Below are 13805 nucleotides of genomic sequence, written 5' to 3' on the forward strand. Positions count from 1 at the left end.
CGGGCTTTTCGTCGCCAGCGTCGGTGACCGAACGAAGGACGCGTCCATCGCGCAGCCCGCTTGGGAGTAGCGTGCCGTCCCTGCGGCACACTTGCGGCGATCACAGTTGGCTGTCGCCCCCGGGGTACCAACTGAGTGGCTGACGATCGAGGATCCCGCCGATGGACTGGCACGAAGGAGGTAGCCGTGGCGCCACGTCCCGCAGCTTCGAGAACCGATGAAACCGCGGTCCGGTTCTTGTCAGCGGCCGCACAACTGATCGACCGGGGATTCCTGAGCGTCGAGCAACGCGGAAGGCACCCGGCAAACGCTCTGAAGTTTCCCGCCTCGATCCACTGGTTGCGGATCGAGGACGTCCTTCGAGTTGCGGCCGCGTCCGGGCAGGCCAGCCGCAAGTCCTTTCACAACCGCTGGCCGGACAAGGACTCGTTCATCCGCGACGCCATCGTCTATGCAATGTGTTACCAGGACGCCCCGGACCGCGACCCTAACGTCTACCTGGCCGCCGCCGACGGTCTCTTCCGCGACCCCGACAGATTTCTGGAAGATACCTGGGACTTCTCAATCGCCATGTTCACCGGTCTACTCCAGGACCCGCGGACTTTCTTGATGATCCATCTGACGCCGTCGATTGCGCATTATCCCGAAATTCAGCGGGCGGTGGACGCGAGCATGCACGAGGCCAGGGAGCTATGGCGGGCGACCTATGCGGGGCTGATCCTGCGCCTGGGGCTGAGACTCAGGGATGGCTGGACAGTCACCTCTTTGGACCTGACCTTCCAGGCACTGATCGACGGATTCTTGATTTGCGATCGCGCCCGGGCAACCTTGATGGATCAAGGCGCCACGGCCGAGTTGTTCGCCCGCGCGGTGTGTGCCGTCGTGTCCGGCGCCCTGGAGCCTGACACCCAGCCGCTCTAGGTGGGGCGGCTTGGGTGGTTCCGGCGTCAGATCTGGGAACGGCTGAAGCTCGGCGCTCCATACCCGGGGACGATCTTCCTGTTCCACAGCGCGAGGAACTCGTCCTTTGCGCGTGCGACCTCGCGATTCATTCCAGTCACCCGCGTGTAGAGCGGATTGCCGGTGGACTGGGCGCAACCGCCGGCCTGTTCCGACTCCGCCCATTGCACCCAGACCAGATCTGACTCGCGCGACAGGGTGAGTGCGTTCCGCAGCCGGGACACCAGCAGGGTGCCGTCGGGGACCGCGGTCAGCGGAGTCGCATCCAGGGCTGCCAGTAGTTCCTCGCGGTTGACCGTGACACTGCGCAACGTCGTGATCGCCTCGGTCAGTTTCGTGCATCGCCGGACCTGGCTGACGGCGACGTCGAGGTTCGATCGCCCCGTCCTCGACTTCTGCAGGATCTGGCTCAGGTACCGGACCTGGTCCTTGTCGTTGTCACGAGGACTGTCGACACCGAAGGACCCGGTGCCCTTGCCGCTGCCGCCGGCACCGCGTCCGGTGAAGTAGTCCGAGGACACGCTCCGTTGCAGCTCGCTGGCTCCGGTGCGTTCGGTCACCAGGGCTGGGGCGTGATACGCACAGACCCTGGCTCCGCCCAGATCGCCGCAGTAGCCGCCGTTGCCGAAGGTGACCTGGCCGGTGTCGCGACGGCTGCCCCCCGAGGAGTAGCTGATCGCCGTGGGCTGCGCGGGACCGGTGCCGCACACCAGCAACCAGCCCCCGTCGAACACCGACAGCGAGATCGGCCAGGATCCGGCTGGACAGCTGGTCAGACCCGTGGGCGCGGTGAAGGTGAGCTTGCCCGCGGCGGCGCTCCAGGACTCATGCACCTGGACGAGTCGCGGCTGGCCGTTCTCAACCAGCTCGATCAGCGCACCGCCCAACGCCGAGCGCAACCGAGCGCCGTTGCCAAACGTCACCTGGTATCCGCCGGTGGTGAAGGCCAGTTCGGACGCCTGCCAGTCGGGACGGTCGGCGACAACCACGACATAGCGCTGCTCCTGACGGCAGACCAGCACCGCGCCGCCTTCGTAGCGCGTCCATGAGATGGGGCTCATCCCCGCCGGGCAGGACGCGGCACCTGCCGGTACGACCCGCGCCTTGACCGGGCGGTCGGCGGGATCCAGCCGAGCGACGTAGTCACCGGTGAGCTGCAGCAGGCTCTCCTGACCGTCTCGACCGGGCGCCGGGCGGATGTCTCCTGGCAGACTCCAAAGCTGAGCACCGGTGTCCGGGTCGAGTGCGATCGTGCCCTGGTAATTGCCCACCAGAAGAGTGCCGTCGGCAGTCCTATTGAGTCCGTAGGTGCCAGGCGATGCCGCCACCCATAGGACACGTCCGGTAGCAGGATCGACGGCACGGATACGCCTGTCGAACTCCAGCACCAACAGGCGCTGGCCGTCGAACGAGACCGCGCCCGCGGTTGCTTCACCATCCTGGACCGTCACAGCAACGTCGAGCGGCGTGGCCCAGGCGGGCTTGCCGCTGACCGGATCGATCGCGGTCAGTTTGGCGGTACCGGCGCGTGAGCCGTACTTGTCGCCGGAACCCGTCCGTACCTCAAGCAGGGTCAGAGGCTGCGGTGGTGCGGCATCGACAAGGCGGAACCCCGACTGGCCGGCTCGACTGATCACCACCATGCTGCCGTCGGGCGCCGTCACCTGCGCCGGGAGATCGACGCCACTCGACGGGTCCACGCGGAGCACCCCGCGTCCGGTCAGCATCGGGCATGATTTCGGGTCGAGGATCGGCTTTCCGGTCTCGAAGTCGACCGCTATGCCGTACCCGGGCGTGAGAATGCCATTGGCGAGCAGCTTCCCCGGAACCCTAAGCCAGTCATCGCCGGTGCAGGTGTTGGACGCCGTCCAGCGAGCCTTCTTTCCGTCGGCGCCAACCCGCGCGACGGTCACACCGGCGAGATCACCGAGCTCGGGTCCGGAATCAGGGTAGGAGGGCAGGGTGAGGACCAGGTCTCCGTCCACCACCGCGACCTCCGATGCTGGATTCAGGTCAGCCTTGCCCAACCCCAACTCGGTGAACGTCGTTGTCTGCACTGACTTGGAGGTGCTCCAGTCCACCAGCCGGAGCACCGCTTCCCACTCGTCGCTGGAACCCTTGCGGGCGTGGTCGAGGCACGGCACCAGCCCGTTCAGATCCGCTTTCGCACAGGCGCGGTAGGACTCGTAACCCCACCGCACCGAACCGCTCTCGGGGTCCAGCCCCCAATAGGCGTGACCGGTGTCACCGACGAAGTCCGTTACCGACCACCCGCCTGCCGTCCGCGCCGCGATGTCGCTGTAGCTGGTGGTGCCGCCCTCGATCTGGTCGACATGCTCGGCGTCCACCCGCCACACCCGACGGGTTCCGCTTGCCCAACTGCCGGTGACGGCCGGCGGCTGCCCGGTGACGCGGAGCTGAGCCGGGGTGCCGGGGCCGCCCCCTTGCGTGCCACCGCCCCCTGGACCGCTGAGTAGCCGGGGCAGGCCGACTGCCAACCCCGCCACCAGGGCCACGACTGCGACGGCGGCGATCGCGATCACCACCGGACGCGAGGCTGGTGTGCGTTCGGCAACCTCGACGGGGACGCGTCCTGCCGACGACCTCGGCCGTGCTTCCAGCGCCGCATCGACCGCCGGATCGTGAAGGTCGGCCAGCCAGCCCAGCAGCGCGGCGTCGACCTCTGGAAGGGCCGCGACCATCGCTCGCAGCTGCGGATAGTCGACGACGATCACCCGTAGGTCCGACAGCGTGGTGACTCGCGCCTCCAGTGCTTGTCGTGCCGCGGCCTCGTTCTGGTACGTCATTGCGCCCCCACCCCTCGCGCCGGACTCTACTGGCCCCGAGCTACCGAAGCTCAGGCAGGTGCGACGCCGAGGCCCGAGCCCTCAGAGCTTGTCGCCGAAGCTGTAGGTGTTCCGCGGCGACGCCATCAGTTCTGCCACCGCGTCCCGCCAAGCGAGATAGTGAGCGGTCTCCTTATGGGCCAGCGTCGCGGCCTGGTCGACATACTCCTCGTAGATGATGAACCGGGTGGGGTCATCGACCTGCTGCAACAGGTCGAAACGGGTGACCCCCGCTTCCTGCCGGCTGCCGGCGACGTTGGCGAGCGAGGCCTGCTTGAACGCCTCGACACCGTCGTCGATGACGTGCACATTGCACACCGTGGTGATCATCGGTGACCCCTCGGGCACGGGCACCAGGGGCGAGTCATTCCTGCGCAGCCTTGGCGAACCGGTTCAACAGCCGGGGCCAGTCGGCGAACTTCTCCCGGGCGGCGGCGTTGTGCTCCGTCCAGCCGTCGTGCTCGAAGCTGAACTGGGTGCCGGAGTCCGAGGGCACGAAGGTGGCCCGGACGACAGTCGGGAAGGCACGGTCCTGGCCGAGGGTGAAGCTGAACGAGACCCGGGCCGGCGGATCCCAGGCGATGACCTCGCCCCAGTCGTGCTCGGAGCCGTCCGAGTGCCGTTCAGTGATCTGGCCGCGCATCCGCGGGTCGATGGTGACCGTGCTGAACGTCTCGGGGCTGCCGGTGTACTCGGGATCCCACCACGTCCCCATCTTGCCGGTGAACACCTCGAAGGCGTGGCCGGGGGTGCAGGTGAGGCTGAGCTCGTGGACGATCGGTCTGGTATCCATACCCCGATCCTTCCATCGCGCGCAGGCGGCCCACCAGCCTTGCGCCGAAAGCGCACCAGAATGGCACCGTGAAGCCATCGGACGCCCTCGAGCCCTGGCTGCGCGCGCTGGCCCGCGATCTCGGACGCCCCGCGAGCGGTCCGCTGTCGGCCCGGGCCACCGCCTCCGGTGCCGAGTTGTGGCTGCTCGACGATCTGGTGATCAAGCTGCACGCCGCCCGAACAGAGGCCGCCGCACTCAGCCAACGGCTGCGGGTCGCGTCGATGACCGAGCAATTCCTACCCCCGGTGGACGCCCGGACCCGGACCACTCCGGACGGCCGGGCCGCCACCGCCTGGCCGCTGGTCGGGGTCGCCGATCCCGGCAATGACGTCCAGCCCTGGGCGGCTGCCGGAAAGCTGTTGGCCGGGCTGCACCGGACGCCGATCGGCAGCGAACCCGAGTTGCCCCGGCACGGCTGGCCGGACCGGCTCATCCGGGCGAGCGAGCGCGCCCCCGAGGAGTTACGTGCTCTCGGCGCCGCGCTGGCCGAACAGGCCCGCCTGCCGGAGCCGGCGTCCGCGCTGGTGCATGGCGACTGGCATCTGGGTCAGCTCGGCCGCTGGGACGGCGGCTGGAGACTGCTCGACATCGACGACGTCGGCGTCGGAGACCCGGCCTGGGACCTGGCCCGGCCGGCCGGGTTCTGGGCCTGCGGGCTGCTCGCCGACCCCGACTGGCAGGCTTTCCTGGACGCCTACCGCGCGGCGGGCGGGCCCGCGGTGCCGGCGTCCGGCGACCCTTGGCCGAGGCTCGACCTGCCCGCCCGGGCCGCCGTTCTCGTGGCCGCCGTCCGGGTGGCCAGGACCGACGACGTCCACAGCGTGGGCACAGCCCAGGCACTCCTCGAAGCTTGCCGCCGCATGGCACAGTGATCGCATGTCCTCACCGACCGACCCGATGCCGCGCTACGAGCCGTACGCCGCCGGCGGCCATGTTCCGGCGGGCTTCACCTGCCCCAAATGCGCGGGCAGCATGCGCACCGTCGATCGCAATGGAATCCACATCGAGCAGTGCCTGAACTGCCGCGGCGTGTTCCTCGACTTCGGCGAGTTGGAGAACATCACCCAGTTGGAGGCCCGCTTCACCGCCGCCCCGCCGCCGATGCAGGGCTACGGCTACGGCCCCGAGTGGGGCCACCGCGGAGGCAAGCGGTACCGCCGTCAGGGCCTCGGCGGGCTGTTCTTCTCCAGCTGACATTTCGACGCTTGATGAAATCGGTGCGTATCACGCAGATCGGCACCTCGCACCTGTGACATGTCGCAACACACCCGTTGCGCACAGCACAGGAGGTTCCATGTCCTACCAGCGTCGGCTGACCGCCACCATCCTCGGCCTCGGCCTCTCGCTCTCCGGGGCGTCTCTCGCCCAACCGGCCGCCCACGCGGCCCCCACCTGCAAGGCCGACAACGGTGTCGCCGGAGACCTGAACTCCGATGGTGTGGCCGACGTGGTGGTCGGCGTCCCGTCCTACGACGACGAGCGTGGCGCCGTCGACATCCGGTTCAGCAACGGCGAGCGGCGCTTCCTGCGTCCCGCCGATCTCGGCGTGACGGTAGAACCCGGCGCGCGTTTCGGCCAGTCCGTCGCGCTGGGCGATGTCAACGACGACGGCTGCGCCGACCTTGCCATCGGCGCCCCGGGGCGCAACCTCAGCAAAGGTGCCGCCTACCTGGTGAAGGGCGGCGCCAACAACTCGCTGACCTTGATGCAGAGCTTCGCGGGCACAGCCGACAACGGCAGTTTCGGTGCTCAGGTGCTGCTGCTCACGCCGCAGAAGCTCACCGCGTCCGGGCTGGTGAATGCCGATCAGCAGCTGGTGGTCGCGGCCCCCACGGCCGATGCCGGCACCAAGTGGGAGGTCGGCCGGGTCGAGGTGCTGCCGCTGACCAAGGGCTTCGCCCTGACCGGCTCGCGGACGGTGATCACCCAGGACTCTCCCGGCGTCCCGGGCAGCTCTGAGAGCGGGGACCGGTTCGGGACGGCATTGGCCGGTCAGGACCGGACCATCGTGATCGGCACCCCGAACGAGGCCGTCGGCACCCGCAAGGACGCCGGATCTGTCACGCTGCTCGCGGCGACGGCGTCCCAGCCGACCACGTTCAAAGGGGTTGCCGTCACCCAGAACTCCGCGGGCGTCCCCGGCACCGCCGAGGCCGACGACCTGTTCGGCGCCGCCGTCGCGTTCCGCGATCACTACGTGCTGGTCGGCGTCCCCGGCGAGACCATCGGCGCGGCTCGCTACACCGGCCAGGTGCACGTCCTCAACTTCGACCCGAGCAAGCGGACGTACCGCTCGCTGCGGGCGGTCCACCAGGACACCGCGGGCATTCCGGGCAGCAACCGCACCGGCGACTACTTCGGCTCGGCCGTCGCCCTCGGCATCAACACGGTCGATCAGCTCACCGCCGTCGTCGGCGCTCCCGGCAAGGCCGTCGACAAGCGGCTCGGGGCGGGCGCGGTGATCGCGTTCCGCGCCAACCGAAGCGGCGGGCAGACCAGGTTGATCCATCAGGGCACGACCGGAATCGCCGGTACCCCGGAGGCCGCCGACCAGTTCGGGGCTTCGGTCAGCATCCTCGGCGGCAACATCGACGACGGCGAATCGATGCGGGACGGCATCGTCGTCGGTGTCCCCGGCGAGGACATCGGCAGCGTCACCGACGCCGGTGCAGTCAGCTACTCGCCCGACCTGAGCAGCTGGCACTCGCTGGCCCTGGACGACACCGGCAGCCCCAACCCGCCCGCGGACGCCGCTTTCGGCGAGGTGCTCGCCTCGGTATCGGTGGCCTGATCCGGCTGGCCACCCCCGGACCGGGTCCGCGCTCTCATCGTGCGGATCCGGTCCGCCCGGCGTGTTACCGTCGCACCCATGGCAAGACGGGGTGCTGTGGTCACGATGGTCCTGGCGGCCCTGCTCGCCGGTTGTAGCGGCGATCCGGGTACAGCGCCCGACCCCACGCCCACGGCCGGCACACCGGCGCCGAGCGTCAAACCCCCGACGGTGAAGGGCACCGTCCGCACCAACAAGTCGACCCCGTTGTCGCTGCGCGCCGAACCGACCACGCAGAGCCGGCGCCTGATCACCATCAAGCACAAGACCGTGATCACCCTGAGCTGCAAGACCGTGGGAGCCAACGTCAGCAACGGCTCCCGGGCTTCGAACGTCTGGAACAAGGTCACCTGGAAGAAGCGGACCGGCTACGTCGCCTCCGTGTTCGTCGACGGCGGTGACTCCGCGGCACTGTCGCTCTGCCAGGAAGTGGTGGCCACCCCGTCCACCACCCCACCCAAACCGCCGAACGTCGAGCAGGCGATCGTGAAGACGGCCCGCGCCCAGCTCGGGGTCGCCGAACGCAAGACGGACTGCACGCCCTACGGCGGCTGCATGCCGTGGGACTCGCTGTATGCGACGTGGGTGTGGAACAAGGCCGGCGACTCCGTGCCGCGCTTCTCGTTCAGTGGCGACCTCTACACCTGGGGCAACAAGCACGGCCGGTCCCACCCCGGCGTCGACGGAGTGGGGATCGGTGACCTGGTGCTGTCCGGCACCGGGCCGCAGAACACCAAGAGCTCGACCCGGGTCGACATCGTGACCGAGGTGTTGCCGAACGGCCGGCTGCGGGTGATCGGCGGCAACGTGAAGAACAAGGTCGCCGAGCGGATTGTCGCCACCAAGGGCATCTACGGCTGGGTGGACGCCTGACGTACCGGGCCACCGGGTTCTAGACTCCCCCTGCGGACGGGACGAGCCGGCCGACGGACCAGGGAGGATCACCCATGCGGTTCGACTTCGTGCCCTCGGGCGAGTCCACCATCGGGGTCGAGTGGGAGCTCGCTCTGGTGGACGCCGGCACTCTCAGCCTGGTGCCCCGGGCCCAGCGGATCCTGGACGCCGTCGAGGACCCGAAAGCGGGACCGATCCGCCGCGAGTACCTGACCAACATGGTGGAGCTGGTCACCGGCGTCCATCACCGGGTGGACGAGGCGATGGACGACCTGCGCGGCAGCCTGGACCGGGTCCGGCAGATCCTCGGCCCCGACACCCGGCTGCTGGGGGCAGGCGGGCACCCGGTGGACCGGGCGTCCGACTCGGAACCGTTCGACTTCTGGCGCTACAACGTGGTCAAAGAGCGCAACGCCTACTGGGGTCGCCAGATGGCGATCTTCGGCACCCACATCCACGTCGGCATCGACCATCGCGACAAGGCTTTGCCGATCACCTACGGCCTGGCCCGGTTCTCGCCCTACTTCATCGCGCTGTCGGCGTCCTCGCCGTACTGGGAGGGCGAGGACAGCGGCTACGCCTCGCAGCGGACGATGATCTTCCAGCAGCTGCCGACCAACGGGCTGCCCTTCCCGATGGACAGCTGGGAGGAGTTCGAGCACTACGCGACCGAGTTGGAGGACGCCGGGATGATCTCGGCGCCCAACGAGATCCGCTGGGACGTCCGGCCGTCCACCTTCGGCACCGTGGAGAACCGGGTGCTCGACTCGGTGCCGACCTTCGCCGAGCTGGGCGCGCTGACGGCGTTCACCCAGTGCCTGGCCGAATACATGTCGCGGGAACTGGACGACGGCCGCGGCATCGCCCGGCTGCCGGTGTGGTTCATGAAGGAGAACAAGTGGCGGGCCGCCCGCTACGGCCTGGACACCGACGTGATCACGCCGCGGGTGAAGGACAAGGTGCGGCCGATGCGTGAGGGCATCTACGACTGGCTGAACCGGCTGGAGGCGATCTCGGCCGAGCTGGGCTGCGCCGACGAACTGCGCTTCATCGGCGAACTGATGGAGTCCGGGCCCAGCTATCTGCGGCAGCGGACGGCGGGCGACCCGGCCGCGGCGCTGCGGCAGTTGGTGGACGAAACCGGGGCCGCCGCACCCGCGCGGCTACCCTTCTCGGCGTGAAACCGTTCGTCCTGCTGGCCACCCGCGATCACGACAAAGCGGCCGGCGACGAGTACGAGTCGGTCCGCCGGCATACCGGGCTGGCCCCGTCGGAGTTGATCCACATCCGGGTCGAATCCGGACCGCTGCCCGAGCTGCGGCTGGAGGACTACTCGGGCGTCTTCCTGGGCGGCAGCCCGTTCAACATCTCCGACGCGGTGAAGTCCGACCTGCAGCTGCGGGTGGAGTCCGACATTCGTGGCGTGGTGGACCAGATCGTCGACGCCGACTTCCCCTTCCTGGGCATGTGTTACGGCATCGGCACGGTGACCGCCCACCTCGGCGGCACCGTCGACCGCACCTACGGCGAAGGCCTGGGCGCCATCGAGGTGACGCTGACTCCGGAGGCGGCCGGGGATCCGCTGCTGGTGGGAGTCCCGGCGTCCTTCTTCGCGTTCGTGGGGCACAAGGAGGCCTGCCACGGCACCCCGCCCGAGGTCACGCTGCTCGGCACCGGCGAGGCCTGCCCGGTGCAGATGTACCGGTACGGCGAGAACGTCTACGTCACCCAGTTCCACCCCGAGCTGGACGTGGCTTCGCTGGAACAGCGGATGTCGATCTACCGCAACGCCGGCTACTTCCACCCCGACGACTTCGAGATCCTGGTCGAGATGGCGCGGGCGTCCGGGGTGGGCGAGCACCCGCACCGGCTGCTGCGCAATTTCGTCACCCGGTACGCAACCGACTGAGGCGTCCGCTGGTCTAGCGCACCACCAGATCGTGGTACTCGGGGTGCCGCTTCACGAAGGTCGACACGAACGGGCAGACCGCACGGATCTTCCACTGGCCGGCCGCGCGGACCTGGTCGAAGGCCGCCTGGACCAGGGTGGTGCCCAGACCGCGTCCGTTGAATCGCGGCTGCACCTCGGTGTGATCGAAGCTGGCCACGCCGTTGGAGAGGTCGTAGTGGGCGAACCCGGCCAGTTCGCCGTCCAGCATGATCTCGAAACGGTGCCTGCGTTCGTTGTGTACGACGGTCTCGCTCACCCTTGCCTCCTTCGCCCGTTGGGGTGAAAAGTACCGGGTGTCAGCGGAACTGTCAGAGCCGACGGGAACAATCCGGACCGGATGAGGTTAGGTGAGGCAATGATCCGATTCGACAACGTCAGCAAGTCCTATCCGGACGGCACCCAGGCCGTCCGGGACTTCACGTTGGAGGCGCCGACCGGCCAGACGACGGTGCTGGTCGGCTCGTCCGGGTGCGGCAAGACGACGCTGCTGCGAATGGTGAACCGGATGGTCGACCCGACCGGCGGTTCGGTGTGGATCGACGACGAGAATGTGGCCGAGATCGCCCCGGTGCCGCTGCGCCGCCGGATCGGCTACGTGATGCAGAACGCCGGTCTGCTGCCGCACCGCACCGTGATCGACAACATCGCCACCGTTCCGCTGCTCAACGGGGTGGCCAGGGACGATGCGCACCGCCGGGCGAACGAGCTGATGGAACTGGTCGGGCTCGAGACCACGATGGCGAACCGCTACCCCGATCAGCTCTCCGGAGGCCAGCAGCAGCGGGTGGGGGTGGCCCGCGGGCTGGCCGCCGACCCGAACATCCTGCTGATGGACGAGCCGTTCGGCGCCGTCGACCCCCTGGTCCGGGCCGACCTGCAGACCGAGTTGCTGCGCATTCAGCGCGAGTTGCGCAAGACCATCGTCTTCGTCACCCACGACATCGCCGAGGCGCTCGCGCTGGGCGACCAGATCGTCATCCTGGCCAAAGGCGCCCGGATCGCGCAGGCCGGCAGCCCCCAGCAGGTGATCGCCGAACCCGCCGACGATTTCGTCGCCGGCTTCCTCGGGCTGGGACGTGGCACGCTCGACCTGCACCTGCGCGAAACCCCCGGCGGCACCCTGGTGGTCGACAGCCACGGACGCCCCGCCGGCCGGCTCACCGACCCGCCGCAGCGGACGGAGAGCTGAGATGACCTGGGTGCTGGCGAATCTGGAGTTGATCGGCTCGCAGACCCTGTCGCACCTGCTGCTGGCGATCCCGGCGATCGTGCTGTCCTTCGTACTGGCCATTCCGCTGGGCTGGTTCGCCGCCACCTATCGCTGGTCGCGACCCACCCTGCTCACCGCGGCCGGCCTGCTCTACGCGATTCCGTCGCTGCCCCTGTTCGTGGTGCTGCCGACGATCTTCGGCTTCGGCGTCCGGGACGCCCTGAACGTGGTCGTCGCCCTCACCCTGTATGGGTTGGCGCTGATGGTGCGCTCGGCCGCGGACGCGCTGGCGTCGGTCTCGGCACCGGTGCGGCTGTCCTCCACCGCGCTCGGCTATTCGGCGCTGGGGCGGTTCTGGCGGGTGGAGCTGCCGCTGGCCGGACCGGTGCTGCTGGCCGGCCTGCGGGTGGTGGCGGTGAGCACGATCAGCCTGGTCACGGTCAGTTCGCTGCTGGGCGTCGACAACCTGGGCATGTTGTTCGTGGACGGCTTCCAGCGCGGCATCATGGCCGAGGTGCTGACCGGCATCGTCGCCACCGTGGTGCTGGCGATCGCGGTCGACGGCCTGCTGGTGCTGCTGGGCCGGGCACTGATGCCGTGGACGAGGGCGAGACGGGCATGAACTACCTCACCGACGCCATCGCCTGGATCTTCGACCCGGCCAACGCCGGCGGCAGCGACGGAGTGTGGGCCCGCTCCGGCGAACATCTGTGGTACACGCTGCTCGCCGTCGCGCTCTCGTGCCTGATCGCGATCCCGCTCGGCTACCTGGTGGGCCACACCAGGCGCGGACGCGGCCTGGTGGTGGTCTCTTCTGGTGCGGCCAGGGCGCTGCCCACCCTGGGCGTGGTGACCCTGGTCGGCTTGCTGCTCGGGATCGGCTTGGTGGCGCCGATGGTCGCCCTGGTGCTGCTGGCGATTCCGTCGGTGCTGGCCGGTGCCTACGCCGGCATCGAGGCCGTCGACCCGCGCACGGTGGACGCGGCCCGCGCGATGGGCATGTCCGAGTGGCAGGTGCTGACCCGGGTGGAGATCCCGCTCGGCCTGCCACTGCTGCTCGGCGGCGTCCGCTCGGCCACTCTCCAGGTGGTCGCCACCGCGACGCTGGCCGCCTATGTCGGGGCCGGCGGACTGGGCCGCTTCCTGTTTCTGGGACTGAAGACCCAGGACTACCCACAAATGCTTGCCGCCGCCCTGCTGGTGGTGGTGATCGCGCTGATCCTGGAAGGAGTGTTCGAGTTCGCCGAACGGCTGGCCGCCCGCCGGCTGCACACCGCCTGACCATCACCCGACCGGAACACCCGTCCGACTGAGAGGAATCACCCATGAAGGTCCGCATCGCCGCCGCGCTGGCGGCCGGGGCGCTGGCGCTGAGCGCCTGTGCGTCGTCGAACCCGCTCGGCTCGTCGAGCCCCGCAGCGCCGTCCGGCTCGACCGCCGGCGGCACCCTGGTGGTGGGCTCGCAGCAGTACCCCTCCAACGAGATCATCGCCGAGTTGTACGCCCAGGCACTCGAGGCCAAGGGCTACACGATCACCCGGCAGTTCCGGATCGGGCAACGGGAGGTGTACCTGCCCGAGTTGCAGCGCGGCAAGATCGACGTGTTCCCCGAGTACGCCGGCAATCTGTTGCAATATCTCGACAAGAAGGCCACCGCGAAGACCGGCGAAGAGGTGCTGGCCGCACTGCCCGCCGCACTCGGTACCGGGCTGCGTCCGCTGAAGGCCGCCGCGGCCACCGATCAGGACTCGTACAACGTCACCGCAGACTTCGCCAAGGCCAACTCCCTGGCCAGCATCGCCGACCTGGCCAAGCTGAACCGGACGGTCAAGGTCTGCGCGAACTCTGAACTGGCCAAGCGCCCGTACGGCCCGCCCGGGCTGAAGTCCGCCTACGGCCTGGACGTCGAGGTGGTGCCGGTTGAGGACTCCGGCGGCCCGCTGACCATCAAGGCGCTCAAGGACGGCAAGTGCGACACCGCCGACGTCTACTCCGCCAGCCCGTCGATCGCCACGAACAACCTGACCACGCTGACCGACCCGAAGAGCCTGATCCTGCCCCAGAACGTGGTGCCGATCGTGTCGGCCAAGGTCGATGACAAGGCCGCCGCCGTGATCGACAAAGTCAACGCGGCGCTCAGCACCGACGAACTGGTGAAGCTCAACACTCTCAGCGACAAGCAGCAGCAGTCGGCCGCAGTGATCGCCAAGGACTGGCTGACGGCCAAGAGTCTGCTCAGCTGACGGGCGAGGTCCGAGGTCGGGTCAGCACGTCAGTGC

At 68.8% G+C, this 13805-nt stretch carries 15 protein-coding genes; 11 read left to right on the plus strand and 4 right to left on the minus strand.

Annotated elements, in window-relative coordinates; translation table 11 throughout:
* Positions 1–186 precede the first annotated feature (186 nt).
* Positions 187–921, plus strand: coding sequence for a hypothetical protein (locus QM711_RS08775; protein WP_415098349.1), 735 nt, complete (start codon positions 187–189; stop codon positions 919–921).
* A 26-nt stretch (positions 922–947) separates the two neighbouring features.
* Here QM711_RS08775 and QM711_RS08780 read toward each other — a convergent pair whose 3' ends face one another.
* The 3 genes from QM711_RS08780 to QM711_RS08790 all read right to left on the minus strand — a co-directional run bounded on the left by QM711_RS08780 (position 948) and on the right by QM711_RS08790 (position 4599).
* The gene (locus QM711_RS08780; RefSeq protein WP_415098351.1) at positions 948–3767 is read right to left on the minus strand and encodes a PQQ-binding-like beta-propeller repeat protein; all 2820 of its coding nucleotides are present in this window, start codon (positions 3765–3767) and stop codon (positions 948–950) included.
* Between the two features lie 81 nt (positions 3768–3848).
* Complete coding sequence (locus QM711_RS08785; RefSeq protein ID WP_415098353.1) at positions 3849–4136, minus strand: antibiotic biosynthesis monooxygenase; 288 nt, start codon at positions 4134–4136, stop codon at positions 3849–3851.
* Positions 4137–4170: 34 nt separating this feature from the next.
* Positions 4171–4599 (minus strand): SRPBCC domain-containing protein, encoded by a 429-nt coding sequence (locus tag QM711_RS08790; RefSeq protein WP_415098355.1) that lies wholly within the window; start codon positions 4597–4599, stop codon positions 4171–4173.
* A gap of 68 nt (positions 4600–4667) precedes the next feature.
* On the opposite strand from QM711_RS08790, the gene QM711_RS08795 reads away from it, so the two are divergent.
* The 6 genes from QM711_RS08795 (at position 4668) to QM711_RS08820 (ending at position 10274) form a co-directional block, all read left to right on the plus strand.
* Positions 4668–5513, plus strand: a complete 846-nt coding sequence (locus QM711_RS08795) for a phosphotransferase family protein (RefSeq protein ID WP_415098357.1) — start codon at positions 4668–4670, stop codon at positions 5511–5513.
* A gap of 4 nt (positions 5514–5517) precedes the next feature.
* The gene (locus QM711_RS08800; RefSeq protein WP_415098359.1) at positions 5518–5835 is read left to right on the plus strand and encodes a zf-TFIIB domain-containing protein; all 318 of its coding nucleotides are present in this window, start codon (positions 5518–5520) and stop codon (positions 5833–5835) included.
* Between the two features lie 100 nt (positions 5836–5935).
* Positions 5936–7432: an integrin alpha gene (locus tag QM711_RS08805; RefSeq protein ID WP_415098361.1), complete on the plus strand. Its 1497-nt coding sequence runs from the start codon at positions 5936–5938 to the stop codon at positions 7430–7432.
* A gap of 78 nt (positions 7433–7510) precedes the next feature.
* Positions 7511–8344: a hypothetical protein gene (locus tag QM711_RS08810; protein ID WP_415098363.1), complete on the plus strand. Its 834-nt coding sequence runs from the start codon at positions 7511–7513 to the stop codon at positions 8342–8344.
* Positions 8345–8418: 74 nt separating this feature from the next.
* Positions 8419–9546, plus strand: a complete 1128-nt coding sequence (locus tag QM711_RS08815; protein ID WP_415098365.1) for a carboxylate-amine ligase — start codon at positions 8419–8421, stop codon at positions 9544–9546.
* Entirely contained in the window at positions 9543–10274 is a 732-nt protein-coding gene (locus tag QM711_RS08820) for a glutamine amidotransferase (RefSeq protein ID WP_415098367.1), read from the plus strand. The genes QM711_RS08815 and QM711_RS08820 overlap by 4 nt, the downstream gene beginning before the upstream one ends.
* 13 nt (positions 10275–10287) lie before the next feature.
* Here the strand turns inward: QM711_RS08820 and QM711_RS08825 are convergent, their stop codons facing one another.
* The gene (locus QM711_RS08825) at positions 10288–10572 is read right to left on the minus strand and encodes a GNAT family N-acetyltransferase (protein ID WP_415098369.1); all 285 of its coding nucleotides are present in this window, start codon (positions 10570–10572) and stop codon (positions 10288–10290) included.
* A gap of 99 nt (positions 10573–10671) precedes the next feature.
* Here QM711_RS08825 and QM711_RS08830 point away from each other — a divergent pair, with 99 nt between their 5' ends.
* From QM711_RS08830 to QM711_RS08845, 4 genes are read left to right on the plus strand one after another with little or no spacing between them, the layout of a single operon-like run.
* Complete coding sequence (locus QM711_RS08830; RefSeq protein WP_415098371.1) at positions 10672–11505, plus strand: ABC transporter ATP-binding protein; 834 nt, start codon at positions 10672–10674, stop codon at positions 11503–11505.
* A gap of 1 nt (position 11506) precedes the next feature.
* The gene (locus QM711_RS08835; protein ID WP_415098373.1) at positions 11507–12148 is read left to right on the plus strand and encodes an ABC transporter permease; all 642 of its coding nucleotides are present in this window, start codon (positions 11507–11509) and stop codon (positions 12146–12148) included.
* Positions 12145–12807: an ABC transporter permease gene (locus tag QM711_RS08840; RefSeq protein WP_415098375.1), complete on the plus strand. Its 663-nt coding sequence runs from the start codon at positions 12145–12147 to the stop codon at positions 12805–12807. Before QM711_RS08835 ends, QM711_RS08840 begins: the two co-directional genes overlap by 4 nt.
* 44 nt (positions 12808–12851) lie before the next feature.
* Positions 12852–13769, plus strand: a complete 918-nt coding sequence (locus tag QM711_RS08845; RefSeq protein WP_415098377.1) for an ABC transporter substrate-binding protein — start codon at positions 12852–12854, stop codon at positions 13767–13769.
* The last annotated feature ends 36 nt before the right edge of the window (positions 13770–13805 follow it).

Source organism: Micropruina sp. (assembly GCF_047602385.1).
Classification (GTDB): Bacteria; Actinomycetota; Actinomycetes; order Propionibacteriales; family Propionibacteriaceae; genus Micropruina.